The organism is uncultured Aureimonas sp., from assembly GCF_913775355.1.
Classification (GTDB): domain Bacteria; phylum Pseudomonadota; class Alphaproteobacteria; order Rhizobiales; family Rhizobiaceae; genus Aureimonas.
In genome coordinates this window covers 1-19,951 of the sequence record NZ_CAJYIU010000314.1, presented here as the reverse complement: position 1 = coordinate 19,951, position 19,951 = coordinate 1, and the positions used below count along the sequence as shown (strand labels likewise).

Sequence of the window (19,951 nt, the reverse complement as noted above, 5' to 3'; positions counted from 1 at the left end):
AGGCGACGAAGCGTCCGTTCGAGACGGTCGGCGCGGTCGGGCGCATGGCCGCGGCGATCGGCCACGAGGAGGGCCTGATCTTCCGCGCCATCGGCGACCAGCTGGCGCTCTGCCCGCCGATGATCGTCACCAGCGATGACGTCGACGAGATCATGACCCGAATGGGACGAACGCTCAATCGGCTGACGGATGCCGCCAGGGCCGAGGGGCTTCTCGCCTGAACCTGAACCGCGCCTGCCGCCATCTGGCGGCGGGCGCTGGCCCGCCGATCGAGCCCGCGGACCGGGCCGGGTTTCGCCCTGCATAGACCACCGAGACGACGAATGCCGCTCGAGACCCTTCTGTTCTTCCTGCCCGCCTGCTTCGCCCTGAACATGGCCTTCGGGCCGAACAATCTCCTGTCCGTCACCATCGGCGCGCGGCACGGGCTGCGAACCGCCCTCCTGGCGGCGTCGGGGCGGATCGTCGCCTTCATCCTCATGATCGCCGTTGCCGGCCTCGGGATGGGCGCGCTGCTTCTGGCGTCCGAGGCGGCGTTCACGCTCGTCAAGCTTGCGGGCGCCGCCTATCTCGTCTGGCTCGGGCTACGCATCCTGCGCTCAGACCCCGCCGTGGCGGCGGGCGGCCCGAAGATCGGCGATCGCGGGCTGCGCGATCTCGTGCGCCAGGAGTTCCTGGTGGCAATCGGCAATCCGAAGGCCATCCTGATCTTCACCGCCTTCCTGCCCCAGTTCGCTGCGCCCGACCGTTATGCCGCCGACTTCCTGATCGTCGGCACGGTGTTCGTCATCCTCGAACTCGTGGCCATCGCCCTCTACGCCTATGCGGGGACGCACCTTTCCGGCCTGACGCGAAGCGCGCGGGGCCTGCGCTGGATCCAGCGCGTCAGCGGCGGCACGATGATCGTCTTCGGCGCGCTTCTCGCCGCGGCGCGGCGCCCGGCCTGAGACGCCTCACACCATCAGGTGGCGGCGCACCTCCGGATCGTCGAGATCGGCGCCGACGCCCGAAAACACGATCCGGCCCCGGTCGAGAATGTAGACCCGGTCGGCGAGCTCCCGGCAGAAGTCGAGATACTGCTCGACGAGGAGCACCGCGATGCCGGCTTCCTCCTTGAGGTAGCGGATGGCGCGGCCGATGTCCTTGATAATCGAGGGCTGGATGCCCTCGGTCGGCTCGTCCAGCACTAGAAGGCGCGGCCGCGTGACGAGGGCGCGGCCGATCGCGAGCTGCTGCTGCTGGCCGCCCGACAGATCGCCCCCGCGCCGCCCGAGCATGGACTTCAGCACCGGGAAGATCTCGAACACGTGGTCGGGGATCGAGCGCTCCGCCCGCTTCACCGGCGCGAAGCCCGTCTGGAGGTTCTCCTTGACGGTGAGGAGCGGAAACACCTCGCGCCCCTGCGGCACGAAGCCGATGCCGGCCCGCGCCCGCGAATAGGGTGCGCTCGATCCGAGATCCTCGCCGCCGAGCGAAATCGACCCGCGCCGGATCGGCTGCTGGCCGACGACGGCCCGCATCAGCGAGGTCTTGCCCACCCCGTTGCGGCCGAGGACGCAGGTGATCTCGCCGGCCTTCGCTTCCAGCGACACACCGCGCAGGGCTTGTGCCGCGCCGTAGAAGAGGTCGACGTCGGAAACGGTCAGCATGGGTCGGCGCCCTTTCGGAGGGCCGGCGGCGGAGGGCCGGCGGGGGATGGTTCACCGTCCGGCGCGAGCCGGGCGCAGTCGATATCGAGGTGTTGGCCAAGCCGCGGACGAGACCCGCCGGCCCGACCCGCTCGAGGCCATCGGACGAGCGCTAGCGCCCGAGATAGACCTCGATGACGCGCGGGTTCGCCGAGACGTCGTCGAGCGGGCCTTCGGCGAGCACGTGGCCCTCGTGGAGGCACGTCACCTTGACGCCCAGCATGCGTACGAAATGCATGTCGTGCTCGACGACGACGACCGATCGCTCCCGCGCAATGTCGCGCAAGAGCCGCGCCGTCTCCTCGGTCTCGGCGTCGGTCATGCCGGCGACGGGCTCGTCGACGAGAAGAAGCTCGGGGTCCTGCGCGAGCAGCATGCCGATCTCCAGCCACTGCTTCTGGCCGTGGCTGAGGTCGGCGGCGGACGCTGCGCGCTTGTCGGCGAGACGGACGGTCGAAAGGATCCCGTCGATTTGCGCATCCTCGGCGGCGCTGCGCTTGTGGAGGAGCGCCGCGAAGATCGAGCGGGAACCCGACAGCGCGAGGCGGAGGTTGTCCTCCACCGTGTGGCCCTCGAAGACCGTCGGCTTCTGGAACTTGCGGCCGATCCCCATCGAGGCGATCTCGGCCTCGTCGTGCCGGGTGAGGTCGGTGTCGCCGGCGAAGAAGACGTCGCCCGTGTCCGGCCGTGTCTTGCCGGTGATGATGTCCATCATCGTGGTCTTGCCGGCCCCGTTCGGGCCGATGATCGCGCGCATCTCGCCGCGCGCCACGACCAGCGACAGGTCGTTGATCGCCTTGAAGCCGTCGAAGGCCTTATTGACCCCGTTGAGGTAGAGGAGCGTCTCCCCGCGGGGCGGGCGCAGCCTGGCGTCGGCCTCGCGCCGGTCCGCCATCACGGTGGCGAAGGGATGGGGCGAGACGCGGGCGGGTGTGGTGTCTTGCAGCATCGTCGTCACTCCGCGGGGTTGGCGGCGGTGTCGCCGAGACCGGTCGCGACGCCCGTCTCGGCGCGGGCGGCCTGACGGCGCTCCCGGAGCGCCCGCCAGCCATGGTCGAAGGTGCCGACGATTCCGCGCGGCAGGAAGAGGGTCACGAAGACGAAGAGCCCGCCGAGGATGAAGAGCCAGGCGTCGGGTGCGGCGGCGGTGAAGTAGCTCTTGCCGCCGTTGACGAGGAGGGCGCCGACGACCGGCCCGAGGATGGTCGCGCGCCCACCGACCGCCGTCCACACGACGACCTCGATCGAGTTGAGCGGCGCGAACTCGCCGGGGTTCACGATGCCGACCTGCGGCACGTAGAGCGCGCCGGCGACGCCCGCCATCATGGCCGAGAGCGTGAAGGCGAAGAGCTTCACGTGCTCGGCGCGCCAGCCGAGGAACCGCGTGCGCCCTTCCGCGTCGCGCACCGCGACCATCAGCGCCCCGAGCTTGGAGCGCGTGACGGCGGCCACCACGAGGACGCCCGCGGCGAGCGCGATCGCCGTCGCAGCGAACAGCCCGGCCCGCGTCGTCGCGGCCTGGAGCGGAGCCCCGAGGATTTCCTTGAAGTCGGTCAGGCCGTTGTTGCCGCCGAACCCCATGTCGTTGCGGAAGAAGGCGAGAAGCAGCGCGTAGGTCAGCGCCTGCGTGATGATCGAGAGATAGACGCCGGTGACGCGGGAGCGGAAGGCGAAGTAGCCGAAGAGGAAGGCGAGGAGCCCCGGCACCAGCACCACCATGAGGGCCGCAAACCAGAACTGGTCGAAGCCGTGCCAGAACCAGGGCAGCTCCCGGTAGTTCAAGAACACCATGAAGTCCGGCAGGTCCGGATTGCCGTAGACGCCGCGCGCGCCGATCTGGCGCATCAGGTACATCCCCATCGCATAAGCCCCGAGCGCGAAGAAGGCGCCGTGGCCGAGCGACAGGATGCCGACATAGCCCCAGACGAGGTCGAGGCTGAGCGCGAGCAGCGCATAGGCGAGATACTTGCCGAAAAGCGGCACGAGGTAGTCGGGCACGTGCAGCGGATTCGTGGGCGGCAGCGCCAGATTGAGCACCGGGACGAGGACGGCGAGACCTAAGAGGGCGAGCGCCAGCCAGACGGCGCGGGGGCCGAGAAACCGTGCGGTGATCATGCGTCCACGAACCTTCCCTTGAGGGCGAAGAGGCCGCGCGGCCGTTTCTGGATGAAGAGGATGATGAGGACGAGCACGACGATCTTGCCGAGCACCGCGCCGGCATAGGGCTCGAGGAGCTTGTTGACGATGCCGAGTGAGAAGGCGCCGACGAGCGTGCCCCAGAGGTTTCCGACGCCGCCGAAGACGACGACCATGAAGCTGTCGATGATGTAGCCCTGGCCGAGGTCCGGCGAGACGTTGTCGACCTGGGAGAGCGCGACGCCCGCCATGCCGGCGATGCCCGACCCCAGCGCAAACGTCAGCGCGTCCACCATCGGCGTGCGGATGCCCATCGCGGCGGCCATGCGCCGGTTCTGCGTGACGGCGCGCATCTTGAGGCCCGCCGAGGTCCGGTTGAGGACGAAGAGGAGCGCGGCGAAGACGAAAGCTGAGAAGACGATGATCCAGAGCCGGTTCCAGGTGACGGCCATCTGACCGATGTCGAAGGAGCCGGACATCCAGGACGGGTTCGACACCTCGCGGTTGGTCGGCCCGAAGATCATGCGGATGGCCTGCTGGAGGATCAGCGACACGCCGAACGTGGCGAGCAGCGTCTCCAGCGGGCGCCCGTAGAGGAAGCGGATGATGCCGCGCTCCATGACGAGGCCGACGAGGCCCGAGACGAGGAAGGCGAGCGGCAGAGCGACGGCGAGCGACCAGTCGAGCCATTCCGGCGCGTGGTCGCGCATCGCCTGCTGCACCACGAAGGTCGTGTAGGCGCCGAGCATCACCATCTCGCCATGCGCCATGTTGATGACGCCCATGACGCCGAAGGTGATGGCAAGGCCGATGGCGGCGAGAAGCAGGACGGAGCCGAGCGACAGCCCGTACCAGACGGTCTGCGCATGGCCCCAGAGCGCGATCGTGCCCTCCACCGTGGCAGCGCCCTTCTGCGCGGCGGCCGCCACGAGCGGATCGGCGTCGCCGGCCGCCGTGCGCAGCATGTTGAGCGCCGCGCGGTCGCCGCGCGCCTCGAGCGTGGCCGCGGCCTCGACACGCTCAGGTGCCGGGCGGTCGGACCCGAGGACCGCGGCGGCGCGCGCCTCCGCCAGCGCCGCGTCGACGCGGGGGTCGTCCTCGCGCGCGATCGCGGCATCCAGCATGTCGATCTGGTCCGGCGAGGCGCGCTCGAAGAGGGCGGAGGCGGAGGCGAGGCGCGCGGCCGGATCGGCCGAGCCGAGCGTCAGCGCCCCCATCGCCTCGGCGACGAGCGTGCGGATGGAGTTCTTGATGCGGACCTTTTCCAGCGCCGCCTTGGGCCGGTCCCCGAGCGCTTCGCCGGTGAGGGGATCGCGCACGGCGAGCGACGCGCCGCGCCCCTCGCCGATCACGACGCGGCCGCCGTCCTTCTCGGTGTAGAGGTTGCCGTCGGCGAGCGCCTGCAGCGCCGGGGCGACCGCGGGATCGCCGGTGGCGGCGAGCGCGTGGATCGTCGCTTCCGTGTCCTCGAAGCTCTTCTTGCCGCCGAAGGCCTGGATCAGCGAGGCGGGGTCGGCGCCTTGGGCCGACGCCTCGGGAGGCGTTGCCAGCAGCGCGGCGGCGACGAAGGCGAGGACGAGAAGGGCCGGGCGCAGGAAGGCGAGCCGGCGAAGCCAATCGGGCATGGGTCCACTCCAGACCGGGGTCGCGCGTCGGCCGGGCGGTGGCCGATGCTCACGGGAGATCGAAGGACGAGCGCCCCGCCGTGACGGCGGGGCGAGGGTCGGGAGGGACCGCCGGGACGGCCCCTCCCCGTGCGGTCAGTTGGAGGCCGCAGCTCCGGCACCGCCGCACTTGCCGGTCTCGGTGTTGAAGTTTCCGCAGGACATCGGGGCGCGCCAGTCGGCGATCAGCGGCTTCGATTCCGGCAGGTAGTCGGACCATTCGTCGCCGAGCACGAGGCCAGCCGTCTCGTTCACCACCTCGAACTGGCCGTCTTCCTGGATCTCGCCGATCAGGACGGGCTTGGTGATGTGGTGGTTCGGCCCCATCGAGGAGAAGCCGCCGGTGAGGTTCGGCACCGAGACGCCGACCATCGCGTCGATCACCTTGTCGGTGTCGGTGGTGCCGGCGGCCTCGACGGCCTTCACCCACATGTTGAAGCCGATGTAATGGGCTTCCATCGGGTCGTTGGTCACGCGCTTGTCGTCCTTGGTGAACGCGCGCCACTTGGCGATGAAATCCTCGTTCTCGGGCGTGTCGACCGACTGGAAGTAGTTCCAGGCCGCGAGGTGGCCGACCAGCGGCTTGGTGTCGATGCCGGCGAGCTCCTCCTCGCCGACCGAGAAGGCGACGACAGGAATGTCGGAGGCCGACACGCCCTGGTTGGCGAGCTCCTTGTAGAAGGGCACGTTGGCGTCACCGTTGACCGTCGAGACGACCGCCGTCTTCTTGCCGGCGCCGCCGAACTCCTTGATCTGCGAGACCTCGGTCTGCCAGTCGGAGAAGCCGAAGGGCGTGTAGTTGACCTTGATGTCCTCGGCCGCGACGCCCTTGGACTTGAGGTAGGCCTCGAGGATCTTGTTGGTGGTGCGCGGATAGACGTAGTCGGTGCCTTCCAGCACCCAGCGCTCAACGCCCTCGTTCATCAGGTAGTCGACGGCCGGGATCGCCTGCTGGTTGGGCGCGGCGCCCGTGTAGAAGACGTTGCGCTCGGACTCCTCGCCCTCGTACTGGACGGGGTAGAACAGGATCGAGTTCAGCTCCTTGAAGACCGGCAGCACGGACTTGCGCGACACGCTCGTCCAGCAGCCGAAGACGGCGGCGACCTTGTCCTGCGCGATGAGGCCGCGCGCACGCTCGGCGAAGAGCGGCCAGTCGGACGCCGGGTCGACCACCACCGCCTCGAGCTTCTTGCCGAGAAGGCCGCCCTTCTTGTTCTGCTCGTCGATGAGCATGAGCATGGCGTCCTTCAGGGTCGTCTCCGAGATCGCCATCGTGCCCGACAGCGAGTGGAGGATGCCGACCTTGATCGTGTCTTCCTGCGCATGGGCGGCAAGACCCGCCGCGAACGTGGTGGCGGCATAGGCGCCCAAGAGCCAGCCGGCCTTCGTCGAAACTCGCATGGGTTGATCCCCTCATGGATGGTTCGCGGCACCCCCGCCGCACGGACGGGACCATCGGACGGCGCGCCGCGCGGGGACATACGTCAAATGACGTAGACGAGAGGCGCGAGCCTGCGCATAGGATCGGAAGCCAAGCCAACCGACCGGGACCGGAATGAACGGCCGCCAGCGCATCCTTCCCGTCCGCCGCGAATACAATCGCTGGGTCGCCAACCAGACACTGGAAGACTACGCGCTGCGCTTCACGGCGAAATCCGCCCGGCGATGGACGGCCGCGCGCGTCTCGCAGACGGCGATCGGCGCGATCTCCTTCCTGGCGCTGGAAGCCGTCGGCGGGGCGATCACGCTCTCCTTCGGCTTCGCCAACGCGGTGGCCGCGATCCTCGCCGCCACCGTGATCCTCTTCGTCACCGGCATCCCGATCAGCCTCTATGCCGCGCGCCACGGCGTCGACATCGACCTTCTCACCCGCGGCGCCGGCTTCGGCTACATCGGCTCCACCGTCACCTCGCTGATCTACGCGAGCTTCACCTTCATCCTCTTCGCGGTCGAGGCCTCGATCATGACGGCGGCGCTGGAGCTCGCCTTCGGCCTGCCGCTATGGATCGGCTACATCGTCTCGGCGGTGGTGGTGATCCCGCTCGTCACACACGGCGTCACCTGGATCAGCCGCTTCCAGTTGTGGACGCAGCCGCTCTGGATCGGGCTGAACCTCCTGCCCGTCGGCTTCATCCTCGTGCAGGACTGGGGCTCGGTGGAGGCCTGGATGGCGTTTCCGGGGCTGGACGCCACGGGCCCGGACGGGTTCGACCTCCTGAAGTTCGGCGCGGCGGCGGCGGTGATCCTCGCGCTGATGCCGCAGATCGGCGAGCAGGTGGATATCCTGCGCTTCCTGCCGGGCAACGGCCGGGCCAAGACATGGAACTGGTGGTTCTCGCTGTTTGCCGCGGGGCCCGGCTGGATCGTGCTCGGCGCGCCGAAGCTCCTCTTCGGCTCGTTCCTCGCCGTCCTCGCGCTCCGGTCGGGCGTCGCCAGCGAACACGCCGCCGAGCCCGCCTACATGTACCGGGCGGCCTTCGGCTTCGTGGTGCCGAACGAGACGGCGGTCCTTCTCCTGACGGCCGCCTTCGTCGTGGTCAGCCAGCTCAAGATCAACGTGATGAACGCCTATGCGGGCTCGCTCGCCTGGTCGAACTTCTTCTCGCGCCTCACCCACTCCCATCCGGGCCGCGTCGTGTGGCTGGTGTTCAACGTGGCGATCGCGCTCCTCCTGATGGAACTCGGCATCTACCGGGCGCTGGAGGCGACCTTCGGCCTCTTCGCCAATGTCGCGGTCGCCTGGCTCGGCGCCATCGTCGCCGATCTTGCGATCAACAAGCCGCTCGGCCTCTCGCCCCCCGGCATCGAGTTCAAGCGCGCCCATCTCTACGACCTCAACCCCGTCGGGCTCGGCTCGATGGGGCTGGCGACGCTCCTGTCGATGCTGGCCTTCGCCGGTCTCTTCGGCGCGGCGTTGCAGGCGCTCTCGGTCTTCGTGGCGCTCGGCACGGCGCTCGTCACCGCCCCCCTGATCGCCTGGGCCACCGGGGGCCGCTTCTATCTCGCCCGCAAGCCGCGCGCCGAATGGGCGCGGCGGAAGACCATCGCCTGCCGGGTCTGCGAGCATCCGTTCGAGCCCGAGGACATGGCGCATTGCCCCGCCTATGCCGCGCCGATCTGCTCGCTCTGCTGCTCGCTCGACGCGCGCTGCCACGACCTGTGCAAGCCGCACGCGCGCTTTGCCGCGCAGGCCGCCTCGCTCGCCCGCGCGACGCTGCCGCGGGCCCTCCTCTCGCGCATCAGCTCGCGCACCGGGCGCTATCTCGGCGGCGTCTCGCTCCTCGCCTTCGTCCTGTCGCTGGTGCTCGGACTGATCGACTATCAGGCGACGCTCGCGAGCCCCGAGGATTCCGAGACGATCGCCGCCGCGCTCTGGGCCGCCTTCTTCATCCTCCTCATCGTGTCGGGCATCGCGACCTGGTTCTTCGTGCTGGCGCAGGAGTCGCGCCGCGTCGCGCAGGAGGAATCGGCCCGCCAGACGAGCCTCCTCCTCAAGGAGATCGCCGCCCACAAGCGCACCGACGCCGCGCTGCAGGCCGCCAAGGAGCGGGCCGAGGCGGCAAGCCTTGCGAAAAGCCGCTATGTCGTCGGCATGAGCCACGAGCTGCGCACGCCGCTCAACGCCGTCCTCGGCTACGCCCAGCTTCTCGAAGGCGACGCGGCGATCCCGCGCGAGAAGGCGGGCGGCATCCGCACCATCCGGCGATCCGCCGAACACCTGTCCGGCCTCATCGACGGCATCCTCGACATTTCCCGCATCGAGACCGGCCGCCTGACGCTACAGCGCTCCGACGTGCGGCTCGACGACTTTCTCGCCCAGATCGTCGACATGATCCGCCTCCAGGCCGAGGCCAAGGGCCTCGCCTTCCGGTTCGTCAAGCCGGCAAACCTTCCCGAGGTCGTGCGCACCGACGAGAAGCGCCTGCGCCAGATCCTGATCAACCTCCTATCCAATGCGGTGAAATACACCGAACGGGGCTCCGTCACCTTCGAGGTCGCCTATCGCAGCCAGGTCGCGATCCTCTCGGTCACCGACACCGGCCCCGGCATCGCCGAGACGGAAGCGGAGCGCATCTTCGAGCCGTTCGAGCGGGGCGATGCGGCCCGCGGCAAGCTGCCGGGCCTCGGCCTCGGCCTCACGATCACGCGCCTCCTCGCCAGCCTCATGGGCGGCGACGTGACGATGGAAAGCCGCCCCGGCGAGGGCAGCCGCTTCGCCGTGCGTGTCATGCTGTCGGCCGCCCCGCCGCGCCCCGCCGCGAACGGCGCGGCGCAGGCGCCCGAACCCGAAGCGCCGGTGCGCGGCTATGCCGGCCCGCGCCGCACCATCCTCGTCGCCGACGACGACGAGGCACACCGCGACCTGATGGTCGAGCTTCTGCGCCCGCTCGGCTTCATCGTCCTGACCGCCGCCGACGGTCCGACCGCGCTCCGGCTGGTGGCTGAAATCCGCCCCGACCTCTTCCTCCTCGACATCCAGATGCCCGGCATGGACGGTTGGCAACTCGCCCGGCGGCTGCGCGCCGACCGCCAGGACGGGGCGATCCTGATGCTGTCGGCAACGCTCGCCGAGATGCCGGCGCCCGGTCTCGAGGCTGAGGACGATCCGGGCGTCGCGGGCGCGCTGACGAAGCCCGTCGACCTTCGCGCGCTCCTGTCGGCGATCGGCCGTGCGCTGGCGCTCGACTGGACGCGTGACGAGCCCGCCCCGCCCGAAACCCTCGCAACGGGCGGTCACGGGCGCCTGGACGCCGCAGATCTCGCCGAACTCGCGCGCCTCGGGCGGATCGGCTTTGCCAAGGGGATCGAGCGCAAGCTCGCGGCCCTCGAGGACAATCCTGCCAACCGCGACGTCGTCGCCCGCCTGCGCGAGCCGGCGCGCGACTTCGACTGGAAGCGCTTCGTCGCGATCCTCGAGGAGGCGGGCGATGCGTGAGGACGGCCGGCCGGGCAGCGAGAGCCATATCGTGCTGGTGGTCGACGATTCCCCCGACACGCTGCGTCTTCTCACCGATGCGATCGAGGCGACGGGGGCGACGGTGCTGGTGGCGCTGGAAGGCGAGCAGGCGCTCGGCATCGCCGCCGAGATCACGCCCGACATCGTCCTGATGGACGCGATGATGCCCGGCATCGACGGGTTCGAGACGACGCGCCGCCTCAAGGCCGACCCGGCGCTGCGCCATGTGCCGGTGATCTTCATGACCGGGCTCGGCGAGACCGAGCACGTGGTGCGCGGGCTGGAGGCCGGCGGCGTCGACTACGTGGTGAAGCCGATCGTGCCGGACGAGCTTCTCGCCCGCATCCGCGTCCATCTCGGCAATGCCCGCTCGGCGCAGAGCGCGCGCGCCGCGCTCGACACGACGGGCCGCTTCCTGTTCGCCGCCGACGGGGCGGGCCGCATCCTGTGGGCGACGCCGCAGGCGGGACGGCTTCTGGGCGTCGGGGCCGGCGAGGCCGCACTGCCCCCGGCCGCGCACGAGTGGCTGGCGGCGGGCGCCGAGCCGGCGCGCGTGCCGGCCGGCGGCTGGCCGCTGCCCTCCGATCCCGACCGGCGCACGACGCTCAATTTCGTCGGCCGGATGAGCGACGGAGAGCACCTCTTCCGCCTCGCCGTCGAGGACGCGTCCGCCGAGGAAACGGCCTTGCGCGACCGCTTCCAGCTCACCGCGCGCGAGGCCGACGTCCTCGTCTGGCTGTCGCGCGGCAAGTCCAACCGCGACATCGCCGAGATCCTGTCGCTCTCCCCGCGCACGGTGAACAAGCATCTCGAGGTCGTCTTCGCCAAGCTCGGCGTCGAGAACCGGGCGTCGGCGACGTTTCTCGTGATGAAGACCCTGTCGGAGCGCTGACGCGTCAGGCGGCGCGCCGGCGGGGCATCGCCTGAACGGGGGCGCGGGTCGGCGCGCCGCCGGCGCCGTGCCGCGTCTCGAACCGGTCGACGAGCCCGGCGAGATCGTCGGTCTCGCGCATCAGGTTCTGCGTCGCGGCGGTGGTCTCCTCCACCATCGCGGCGTTCTGCTGGGTGACCTTGTCCATCTGGTCGGCGGCGATCGACACCTCCTTCAGCGAGGCCGCCTGCTCGCGCGCCGCTCGCGCGATGCCCTCCACCGTGCGGGTGACGTCGCCGACCTGCGAGACGATGTCCTCGAGGCTGCGACCCGAGGCGGTGACGAGATCGACACCCGCCTCGACCTGGGTTCGCGAGAGCGCGATGAGGGTCTTGATCTCCTTGGCGGCCTCCGCCGAGCGCTGGGCGAGACCGCGCACCTCCTGCGCGACGACCGCGAAGCCGCGTCCCGCCTCCCCGGCGCGCGCGGCCTCCACGCCGGCGTTCAGGGCCAGCAGGTTCGTCTGGAAGGCGATCTCGTCGATCACGCCGATGATCGAGCCGATGCGCTGGGACGAGGCCTCGATCTCGCTCATCGCCGAGACGGCCTGGGCCACGATCTCGCCGCCCCGCTCGGCGCTGCGCAGTGCCTGCGCGGCCGACCCTTGCGCCTTGCCGGCATCGGCGGCGGCGGTGTTGATGCCGCGCGTCACCTCACCGAGCGCGGCCACGGTCTCCTCGAGATTGGCCGCCTGCTGCTCGGTGCGCTGCGACAGGTCGCCCGCGGCCGCCGCGATCTCGCTGGAGCCGGTGGCGATCGCCTGCGCGTTGGTGCGCACGTCCATCAGCGTCTCCTCCAGCCGCGCGATCGCGCCGTTGAAGTCGAGGCGGACCGGCTCGAGGCGCGGGGCGAACGCGGTGTCGATGCGATGGGTGAGCTTGCCGTCCGCGATGGCCCCGAGGCCCGCCGCGAGGCTCTCCATCGCCAGCGCGATCTCGGCAGCTTCCTCAGTCCGGGCGCGGTCGCGCTCCAGCCGCTCGCGCTCCGTGAGCGAACGGTTGGCGTCGATCTCGCCCTCCAGCCGCCGCCGCTCGACGGCGTTGTCGCGGAACACGGTGACGCAGCGCACCATGTCGCCGATCTCGCTGCGGTCCGGCGCGACGTCGAGGGCCGTGTCGGCCCGGCCGCCCGCGAGCTCGCGCATGATCTGCACGAGACGCCCGACGGGTCGCGTGATCGACCGCGTGACCGAGGCGACCATCAGCGCGACGAGCGCCAGAAGTCCGGCCGTGAGGGCGAGCGACAGGACGAGCGCCTGCTTCTCGACCGAGGCCGTCGTGGTGGCGAAGGCGCCGAGGTCCGCGCTCACGGCATCCTGGATGTCCTTCAGGGCGTCGATGCGGGCCGAACTCGCGTCGAACCAGTCCTTGCCGGTGACGAACGAGATCGTGCCGCCGAAGGGGCCCTGGAGACCGGTCGTGCGCATGCCGTCGACGCGCTTGCCGACGGGGCTCTTGAGCATGGCGTCGAGCGCCTGCCAGGCGTCCGGCGTCGCGCGGTCCCGGAAGCTCGAGAAGCGGGCGTTCTGCGCGGCCGCCTCGCCGACGAAGTCCCGGTAGAGGTCGGGCGTGAAGCCGCCCGCCGTAAATGCCGTGACGCCGGCGGTGCGCTCGCGGCCTGCCCCCTCCTTGGCCTGCAACAGCGAGGTGTAGGCGAGGATGCGGTCCGAGATCTCGCTGTTCGTGGTCAGCCGGTTCATCGATCCGACCACGGCGATCAGGCTGTCGACCGCCTGCCCGAAGGTGGCCGCGACGTCGGCGGGCTTGGCCTTCAGCGCCGAGATGCCCTCGCGGATTGGCGCGATCGCGTCGAGACGGGTCTGCGCGTCGCGCGCCAGATCCTTCAGGACGGAGTCGCCCGGCGCCTCGGGCGCGGCAAGGTCCAGCGCCCGGAAGCGAGCGATCGCCGCGTCCACCACTGTGCGCTGCTGGTCAAGGAGACCGGCGAACTCGCCCTTGCCCTTGGCCGCCGTGAAGCCGGTGGCGGTCGCGCGCTCCTTCTGGACCTCGTGCATCACCGCGCCGATCGTCGCGGCCGTGCCCGACAGGTCCGCCACCATGCCGGCCTCGGACGCCGCTCGCATCGTCGACAGGTTGGTCTTCACCGCCATGCCGAGAAGCGCCAGCGTCGGGATCGCCGCCACGATGACGATCCGCGTGCCGATCTTGATGTGGCTCATCGTCATCTTCATCGGCAGGGCGCCTCACGGGGTTTGGGACCGGACGCCGTGGCCATGAGAGACCACGCCGCGTCCGCGACGTCGGAATGCCGAAATCGTGCGTGAAACTCGTTGAAGAATGATGATCGGTTCGGCGGGATCGGCTGCCGCCTTTTGCAACATTCTGCTGCGGCGCCGTTGCTGCGATACGGCATGATGGGCGCTATGAGTTCCAGGCCCGGCAGGCCGAACGCATCCGAGCTCGGTCAGCGGCCGGGAACGGCGGCGGCGGGTACCGGTCCGCCGCGGCGGGCGTCGGCCGCGGCCAGCGTCGGCATGGTAGTGGCGCGCAGCGGCGCCGGTGCGGCGGACGGCGCGGCTTCGGGCACCACGGCGGCCTCGACCCAGCCCGTGAAGATGCCTGACTCCACCCGCGCGAAGCCCCCCTCGCGGCGCGTGACGCGCAGCGGCCGTCCGGCCTCCAGGACCATCCAGGCCGGGGCGCCGGCGCTCGGCGCGCGGCGGAGCGGCGTCGGCGAGCGGGTGACGAACCGCCCGTCGCCGGCAGGCGCCGCATGCTCGACCTTCGTGGGCACGGCAACGGGCACCCGAGCCGCCGGAGCCGGCACAGGCGCGGCGGACACGGGACGCGCGTCCGGCACGGCCGCGCGCGGCGGCAGCGGATTGGCCGCGGGCGGGCGTAGCGCCGTCTGACGCGGTTCGGTGGGGCGCGGCTCGACGGCACGCGGTTCTGCAGGGCGCGCTCGCTCCACGGCACCCGGCGTCACGGCGGGGCGCTTCGGGGCGGCGTCGCGGCGGGCCGGGGCGGGTGTCGTGCCCCCCGTCAGCATCCGCTCCAGCGCGGCGACCTGCGGCACGTGCCGCTCGACGACCGCGCGGTTGGCGTCGAAGGCGATCCAGCCGACGGCCAGGATTCCAAGCCCCCACCACACCGGACCGACCCGGCGCGCGGCGGCGGAGCGCGGCTTGGCGCCCTTGCGCGAACGCGGCTTGCGCTGGGTCATGACGCGGCTCCCTCGGCTGACGAGCGTTTGCGCAAGAGTTACGCGGCGAAGGTGGACGGATGGTGAACATTTCGAGAGCGCCCGGCGGTGCATTCGAGCGATCGCCCCGCAACCCTTTGCGGTGCCTAGAAATTTCCGCCGCGACCGCCTTGCCGGTCAGGCCCCGCGCCGCCGGTAGCCGGCTCTTGAAACCGGGGCCGGCCGCCGCAACTTGCCGCGCAAGGGGACGCCGCACCTTGCGGCTTCGACAGAGGATCGGAACGAATGAACAAGCTGACGCCCTTCGCCCTCGCCGCGACGCTGGCGCTGGCCGCCTGCGGCGACGATGCGCCCTCGACGCCGGCCGCCACCGCGCCGGTCACGACGACCACCACCACCGCAACGACGCCCGCCGGCACCGCGCGGACGCAGGCGCAGGAAGCCGCGGACGCGATCGGTCAGGCGGGCCGCGAGACCGGCCAGGCGATCGGCGCCGCAGCGACCGAGGCGCGCGACGCCGCCGCCCCGGCGCTCCAGCGCGCCCAGGAGGCGACGGGCCAGGCGATCGACGCCGCCAAGCAGGGTCTCAACAACCTGACGCGGGACGCGGCCTGCCAGACGGCGCGCGCGGCCAACGACACGCAGGGCATCGCCGCCAACTGCTGATCCCCTCAGGGCGGCCGGTCAGCCGGCAGGCCGCCCCACGATCATCTCGCGCACCTTGGCGCCCAGCGCCTCGTACTCAAAGGGCTTGGCGATGAGATCCATGTTCTCCCCGAGGAACTCGCCGCGCACCGAGGCCGACTCCGCGTAGCCCGTCACGAACAGGATCTTGAGCTCGGGCCGCAGGCGGCGCGCGATCTCGGCGAGCTGGCGACCGTTCATGCCGGGCAGGCCGACATCGGTGACGAGGAGGTCGATGCGCGCCGGAGATTCCAGCATCGGCAGCGCCATCGCGGCATCGACGGCCTCGAGCGGCTGGTAGCCGAGGTCGCCGAGGACATCGACGATCAGCATGCGAACCAGCCCCTCGTCCTCCACCACGAGAACCGTCTCGCCCTCGCCGGCCGGCGCCTCGCCGGTCGCGGCCGCGGCCTCCGTCGCGACCATCCCGGCTTCCGCGGGCAGCAGGAGGCGGATGCGCGTGCCCTCGCCCTCGCGGCTCTCGATCCCGACATGGCCGCCGGACTGGCGGGCGAAGCCATAGATCTGCGACAGGCCGAGGCCGGTGCCCTGGCCGAGCGGCTTGGTGGTGAAGAAGGGCTCGAACGCCTTGGCGAGGGTTTCCGGCGACATGCCGGAGCCCGTGTCAGCGACCTCGAGCACCGCGAAGGGGCCCGGGCGCGCGGCGGCCCGCGCCTCCGCGTCCGTCGCGCGGCGCGCCGTGATGGTAAGGCGCCCGCCGTCCGGCATCGCGTCGCGCGCGTTGATCGCAAGGTTGAGGAGCGAGTTCTCGAGCTGGCTGACGTCGGTGCGCGCGACGAGCGGCTCGGGGCAGAACACCGTCTCGATCTCGATGTTCTCGCCGAGCGTGCGGCGCAGGAGATCCTCCATGCCCTCGACGACGGTATTGAGGTCGAGCGCTTTCAGGTCGAGCGACTGGCGGCGGCCGAAGGCGAGGAGGCGCGCGGTCAGGGTCGCGGCACGCTGGGCCGCCTGCATGGCGTTGGTGCGGTAGCGCTCCAGCGCCTCCATGTCGCCGGTGTCGATGCGCCGGCGCATGAGGTCGAGCGAGCCGATGACGCCGGCCAGCATGTTGTTGAAGTCGTGGGCGATGCCGCCCGTCAGCTGGCCGATCGCCTCCATCTTCTGCGACTGGCGCAAGGCCTCTTCCGCGCCCTCGCGGCGGGCCATCTCGGCCGACAACGCCTCGGTGCGCTCGGCAACGCGCGCCTCCAGCGAGGCGGCCGCCTCGCGCAGCTCGGTCTCCATGCGCTTCTGCGCCGTCACGTCGAGCACGAAGATGTGGAAACCGTCGACACGCCCCGCAGCGTCCCGCCGCGGCAGGTAGCGGATTTCCGACAGGCGGTCGGGCCGGCCGGGCCGGGCGAGCCGAGCCTCGAACAGCGCCGGCTCGCCTCCGAGCGCACGGCGCACGGCCTCGCGGCGCGTCTCGAACGCGTCCGGTCCGAGAACCTCGGGGATCGAGCGCCCGAGCACCGCACCGGGCCCGGAGCCGAACCAGTCCTCGTAGGCACGGTTGGCGAAGCGGTAGACGAGGTCGCGGTCGACGAAGGCGATGAGGACGGGCAGCGAATCCGTGACGAGACGCAGCTCGCGCTCGGATGCGGCCAGCGCCTCGCGGCTGGCGGTCAGCTCGCGCAGCCGGTCGCGCATCTCGAACTGCTTCTGGCGCGCGCGCATCGAGGAGGCGATGGAGCTGACGAGCGACTCGATGCCGAGCGGCCGCTCCAGGATCATCACGTTGGTGACGGTGTCGGGCAGACGATGGCGCAGGCCGACGATCGCATCGGTCCGCCCCGTGCGCCGCGCGGCGAGCACCATGATCGGGATGTCGGACCAGTCGGGCTGGGTGCGGAGCGCTGAGGCGAGCGCATCGAAGCCGAGTTCGAGAGCCTCCTGCGTGACGAGGATCAGCCCGACATTCTCGCCCGCCTCGCCGGCCGCGAGCGCGCTCAAGGTCGTCAGGTCGGCGCAGACGGTCGCGTGGTACTGCTCCTGTGTCAGCAGTCCGCGCATGCTTTCGGCGTCGCGCCCGAAGGGGGCGCAGATCAGGATCTCGAAGCCTTGCGCCGCCCGCTCAGCCACGTGTTCGCTCTTCCATCAGCGGACCGACCTCGCCGGAATATTCCGGCGTGCCGGTGAGAATGCCGCGGAACTGCACGAGCGGTTCGCCGACGCGGATGCCCCCGGCGTCGATGCGGAGCTCGCGGATGGCCTCCTCGTGCGGGCCGCTGCGGTTCTTCAGGACCGAGATCGCCTTGCGGAACCGCCCCTCCGCCTCGAAGAAGCGGATCAGGATCACCGTGTCGGCGACATAGGAGATGTTCAAGGTGCCCGTCGACATGGTGCCGACCAGCCCGTGCTGCGGGTTGATGAGGAAGGTGCCGACGCCCTTCTGGTTGAGATAGGACAGGAGCTCGTGGATCTGCAGGATCAGCTGCTGCTCCTGAGGCATCGCCGCGAGATAGCCGTTGAGGCTGTCGATCACGAGAAGGCGGCAGCCGCGCTCCTCGACCTCGCGCCGGACGCCGAAGGCGAATTCGCCGGGCGAGATTTCGGCCGGATCGATCTGCATGACGTGCAGGAGCCCGGTGTCCAGATGCGGCTGAAGGTCGAGCCCCATGGCCTTCGCGCGCACCATCATCGTGCCGATGCGCTCGTCGAACTCGTAGATCGTGGCAGGCTCACCCCGCCGGCAGGCGGCGTCGACATACTGAAGGGCGAGCGTCGTCTTGCCGGTGCCGGCCGGGCCGGTGATCAGCGTGCTCGTGCCGCGCAAGGGGCCGCCGTGGAGCAGCGCGTCGAGCTCGGCGATGCCGCTTGCCATCGGATCGCCGAGGAAGGGGGCGTGGTGCTGCGCGGCGATGAGGCGCGGAAAGACCGCCAGACCGCCGCGGCGGATCGCGAAGTCGTGGTAGCCCGCTATGAAGTCGACGCCGCGCAGCTTCTGCACTTGGAGGCGGCGGCGCGCGGCGCCGAAGTCGAGCGTCAGGCGCTCCAGCGTCAGGACGCCGTGGCAGAGGCTGTGAAGATGCGTGTCGCGACGCCCGGCGTCGCCCGCCGTCAGGTCGTCGATCAGGATGACGGTCGCCCCGCGCGGGGCGAAGAACTGCTTCAGCTGCAACACCTGCCGGCGGTAGCGCAACGGGTCCTGCGCGAGCAGCCGCATCTCCGACAGGCTGTCGAAGACGACGCGGTGCGGGCGCACCCGCTCCACCTCCTCCTGGATCAGCTGGATCATGCCGCCGAGCTCGACCTCGAACGAGTGGAGGATCGACTGCTCGCGGCCCTCGCCGAGCACCGCTTCCGCCGATGACAGTTCGAAGATGTCGATCGCCGACAGGTCGAACCCGTGCGAGGCAGCGACCGAGAGAAGCTCCTCGCGGGTCTCCGAGAGGGTGACGTAGAGGCAGCGCTCGCCGCGCTCCGCCCCGTCGATCAGGAACCGCATGGCAAGCGTCGTCTTGCCGGAGCCGGGCGCCCCTTCCACGAGATAGAGCCGCCTCGCCGGCAGTCCGCCGTTCAGGATATGGTCGAGCTCGGCATTGCCGGACGAGGTCCGATCGGACGTCTCACGCATCGGATAACTCTTGGGCTCACGGGTCGCTCGGCGGCCGGATGGACCGCGCTTCCTTGACTAGCCAAGCCCCCCGGCCCACGCAACGCATTTGCGCGTGTGCGCGAACGCATGGGGCGGCTCGCCGGGGGGCCGGAGCCCTTTCGCCGGCTGGCTGGCCCGTGCGAGGGTGGGGCGAGGCACGTGCGACGATCGGCGCAGGGACGAGAACGAGGACGAGACCATGACGGACAGGGTGGCGCTGGTGACGGCGGGTGGCAGCGGCATGGGCGCGGCGGCGGCCCGGCGGCTCGCGGAGGACGGATGCCGGGTCGCGGTCCTGTCGTCGTCCGGCAAGGGCGAGGCGCTGGCGCAAGCGCTCGGCGGCTTCGGCGTCACCGGCTCGAACCAGTCGGCGGACGATCTCCAGCGTCTCGTCGACGGCGCGATGGAGCGCTGGGGGCGGATCGACGTCCTCGTCAACAGCGCCGGCCACGGGCCGCGCGCGGCCGTGCTCGAGATCACCGACGAGGACTGGCATCGCGGCCTCGACACCTACTTCCTCAACGTCGTGCGCCCCTCGCGCCTCGTCGCGCCGATCATGGCGGCGAACGGCGGCGGGGCGATCGTCAACGTCTCGACGGCCTGGGCCTTCGAGCCGAGCCCGCTGTTCCCGACCTCGGCCGTCTTCCGCGCGGGGCTTGCCGCCTTCACCAAGCTCTTCGCCGACGCCCATGCGCCGCAGAACGTGCGCATGAACAACGTCCTGCCGGGCTGGATCGACAGCCTGCCGGGCACCGAGGAGCGCCGGCAAAGCGTTCCGATGGGACGCTACGGGACGATGGCGGAGATCGCCGCCACCATCGCCTTCCTGGCGTCCGACGGCGCCGGCTACATCACCGGCCAGAACATCCGCGTCGACGGCGGCCTGATGCGCTCGCTCTGACCGGTCAGGCGCGCTCGGCGACGGCTTTTGCCGCACCCACCGTGATCAGCCGTTCGAGCGCGCCTTCCAGCGCCCGGCGGAAACGCGGGTCGGCCGGCAGATCGTCGCCGAAGACCTCGTGCAGCGATAGGAAGGCGTCGGCAAGGCGCGCCGGGTCGTCGCCCGCCTCCTCGCTCAAGCCCTTCAGGCGCGCGGCCATCGGGTCGCGCACGTCGATCGTCCCGCCC

Annotated in this window: 14 protein-coding genes and 2 pseudogenes; 6 read left to right on the top strand and 10 right to left on the bottom strand. The window is 70.7% G+C overall.

The genetic code is table 11. The features are described 5' to 3' along the window. A pseudogene (locus QZ753_RS19310) lies at nucleotides 1-221 on the top strand (aspartate aminotransferase family protein); the annotation flags it as partial. A gap of 102 nt (nucleotides 222-323) precedes the next feature. Beyond that, nucleotides 324-947, top strand: coding sequence for a LysE family translocator (locus tag QZ753_RS19305; protein WP_294646177.1), 624 nt, complete (start codon nucleotides 324-326; stop codon nucleotides 945-947). A 6-nt stretch (nucleotides 948-953) separates the two neighbouring features. On the opposite strand, the gene urtE is transcribed toward QZ753_RS19305, so the two are convergent. The 5 genes from urtE to urtA all read right to left on the bottom strand — a co-directional run bounded on the left by urtE (nucleotide 954) and on the right by urtA (nucleotide 6,889). Next, nucleotides 954-1,649, bottom strand: coding sequence for an urea ABC transporter ATP-binding subunit UrtE (gene urtE, locus QZ753_RS19300; protein ID WP_294646176.1), 696 nt, complete (start codon nucleotides 1,647-1,649; stop codon nucleotides 954-956). Nucleotides 1,650-1,800: 151 nt separating this feature from the next. Continuing rightward, nucleotides 1,801-2,583: an urea ABC transporter ATP-binding protein UrtD gene (gene urtD, locus QZ753_RS19295; RefSeq protein ID WP_294646178.1), complete on the bottom strand. Its 783-nt coding sequence runs from the start codon at nucleotides 2,581-2,583 to the stop codon at nucleotides 1,801-1,803. A gap of 59 nt (nucleotides 2,584-2,642) precedes the next feature. Next, complete coding sequence (gene urtC, locus QZ753_RS19290; protein ID WP_294646175.1) at nucleotides 2,643-3,803, bottom strand: urea ABC transporter permease subunit UrtC; 1,161 nt, start codon at nucleotides 3,801-3,803, stop codon at nucleotides 2,643-2,645. Further along, nucleotides 3,800-5,449: an urea ABC transporter permease subunit UrtB gene (gene urtB, locus QZ753_RS19285; RefSeq protein ID WP_294646174.1), complete on the bottom strand. Its 1,650-nt coding sequence runs from the start codon at nucleotides 5,447-5,449 to the stop codon at nucleotides 3,800-3,802. The genes urtC and urtB overlap by 4 nt, the downstream gene beginning before the upstream one ends. Before the next feature lie 135 nt (nucleotides 5,450-5,584). After that, nucleotides 5,585-6,889 carry an urea ABC transporter substrate-binding protein gene (gene urtA / locus QZ753_RS19280; RefSeq protein WP_294646173.1) on the bottom strand — a complete coding sequence of 435 codons (1,305 nt, stop codon included), beginning with the start codon at nucleotides 6,887-6,889 and terminating at the stop codon, nucleotides 5,585-5,587. A gap of 154 nt (nucleotides 6,890-7,043) precedes the next feature. Between urtA and QZ753_RS19275 the strand changes: the two genes are divergently transcribed. Then, nucleotides 7,044-10,424 (top strand): ATP-binding protein, encoded by a 3,381-nt coding sequence (locus QZ753_RS19275; protein ID WP_294646172.1) that lies wholly within the window; start codon nucleotides 7,044-7,046, stop codon nucleotides 10,422-10,424. Beyond that, nucleotides 10,417-11,337 (top strand): response regulator transcription factor, encoded by a 921-nt coding sequence (locus QZ753_RS19270; protein ID WP_294646171.1) that lies wholly within the window; start codon nucleotides 10,417-10,419, stop codon nucleotides 11,335-11,337. The genes QZ753_RS19275 and QZ753_RS19270 overlap by 8 nt, the downstream gene beginning before the upstream one ends. A 4-nt stretch (nucleotides 11,338-11,341) precedes the next feature. Here QZ753_RS19270 and QZ753_RS19265 read toward each other — a convergent pair whose 3' ends face one another. Next, nucleotides 11,342-13,555 (bottom strand): methyl-accepting chemotaxis protein, encoded by a 2,214-nt coding sequence (locus QZ753_RS19265; protein ID WP_294646170.1) that lies wholly within the window; start codon nucleotides 13,553-13,555, stop codon nucleotides 11,342-11,344. Between the two features lie 245 nt (nucleotides 13,556-13,800). Continuing rightward, nucleotides 13,801-14,559 (bottom strand): SH3 domain-containing protein, encoded by a 759-nt coding sequence (locus QZ753_RS19260; RefSeq protein WP_294646169.1) that lies wholly within the window; start codon nucleotides 14,557-14,559, stop codon nucleotides 13,801-13,803. A gap of 264 nt (nucleotides 14,560-14,823) precedes the next feature. Here QZ753_RS19260 and QZ753_RS19255 point away from each other — a divergent pair, with 264 nt between their 5' ends. After that, nucleotides 14,824-15,204, top strand: coding sequence for a hypothetical protein (locus QZ753_RS19255; protein ID WP_294646168.1), 381 nt, complete (start codon nucleotides 14,824-14,826; stop codon nucleotides 15,202-15,204). Between the two features lie 18 nt (nucleotides 15,205-15,222). On the opposite strand, the gene QZ753_RS19250 is transcribed toward QZ753_RS19255, so the two are convergent. Both QZ753_RS19250 and QZ753_RS19245 read right to left on the bottom strand, forming a co-directional pair. Beyond that, complete coding sequence (locus QZ753_RS19250) at nucleotides 15,223-17,307, bottom strand: PAS domain-containing protein (protein ID WP_294646167.1); 2,085 nt, start codon at nucleotides 17,305-17,307, stop codon at nucleotides 15,223-15,225. Continuing rightward, nucleotides 17,300-18,802: an ATPase domain-containing protein gene (locus QZ753_RS19245; RefSeq protein ID WP_294646166.1), complete on the bottom strand. Its 1,503-nt coding sequence runs from the start codon at nucleotides 18,800-18,802 to the stop codon at nucleotides 17,300-17,302. Before QZ753_RS19245 ends, QZ753_RS19250 begins: the two co-directional genes overlap by 8 nt. 220 nt (nucleotides 18,803-19,022) lie before the next feature. Between QZ753_RS19245 and QZ753_RS19240 the strand changes: the two genes are divergently transcribed. Then, complete coding sequence (locus QZ753_RS19240) at nucleotides 19,023-19,724, top strand: SDR family oxidoreductase (RefSeq protein WP_294646165.1); 702 nt, start codon at nucleotides 19,023-19,025, stop codon at nucleotides 19,722-19,724. A 4-nt stretch (nucleotides 19,725-19,728) separates the two neighbouring features. On the opposite strand, the pseudogene QZ753_RS19235 reads toward QZ753_RS19240, so the two are convergent. Further along, nucleotides 19,729-19,951, bottom strand: a pseudogene (locus QZ753_RS19235) (mannitol dehydrogenase family protein); the annotation flags it as partial.

What these genes read in the sequence shown, in the direction of transcription:
- QZ753_RS19275 (WP_294646172.1), top strand. Translation starts at nt 7,044, where the DNA reads ATGAACGGCCGCCAGCGCATCCTTCCCGTCCGCCGCGAATACAATCGC.
- QZ753_RS19270 (WP_294646171.1), top strand. Translation starts at nt 10,417, where the DNA reads ATGCGTGAGGACGGCCGGCCGGGCAGCGAGAGCCATATCGTGCTGGTG.
- urtD (WP_294646178.1), bottom strand. Translation starts at nt 2,583, where the DNA reads ATGGCGGACCGGCGCGAGGCCGACGCCAGGCTGCGCCCGCCCCGCGGG.
- QZ753_RS19240 (WP_294646165.1), top strand. Translation starts at nt 19,023, where the DNA reads ATGACGGACAGGGTGGCGCTGGTGACGGCGGGTGGCAGCGGCATGGGC.
- urtB (WP_294646174.1), bottom strand. Translation starts at nt 5,449, where the DNA reads ATGCCCGATTGGCTTCGCCGGCTCGCCTTCCTGCGCCCGGCCCTTCTC.
- QZ753_RS19265 (WP_294646170.1), bottom strand. Translation starts at nt 13,555, where the DNA reads ATGAGCCACATCAAGATCGGCACGCGGATCGTCATCGTGGCGGCGATC.
- urtA (WP_294646173.1), bottom strand. Translation starts at nt 6,889, where the DNA reads ATGCGAGTTTCGACGAAGGCCGGCTGGCTCTTGGGCGCCTATGCCGCC.
- urtC (WP_294646175.1), bottom strand. Translation starts at nt 3,803, where the DNA reads ATGATCACCGCACGGTTTCTCGGCCCCCGCGCCGTCTGGCTGGCGCTC.
- urtE (WP_294646176.1), bottom strand. Translation starts at nt 1,649, where the DNA reads ATGCTGACCGTTTCCGACGTCGACCTCTTCTACGGCGCGGCACAAGCC.
- QZ753_RS19255 (WP_294646168.1), top strand. Translation starts at nt 14,824, where the DNA reads ATGAACAAGCTGACGCCCTTCGCCCTCGCCGCGACGCTGGCGCTGGCC.
- QZ753_RS19305 (WP_294646177.1), top strand. Translation starts at nt 324, where the DNA reads ATGCCGCTCGAGACCCTTCTGTTCTTCCTGCCCGCCTGCTTCGCCCTG.
- QZ753_RS19260 (WP_294646169.1), bottom strand. Translation starts at nt 14,559, where the DNA reads ATGACCCAGCGCAAGCCGCGTTCGCGCAAGGGCGCCAAGCCGCGCTCC.
- QZ753_RS19245 (WP_294646166.1), bottom strand. Translation starts at nt 18,802, where the DNA reads ATGCGTGAGACGTCCGATCGGACCTCGTCCGGCAATGCCGAGCTCGAC.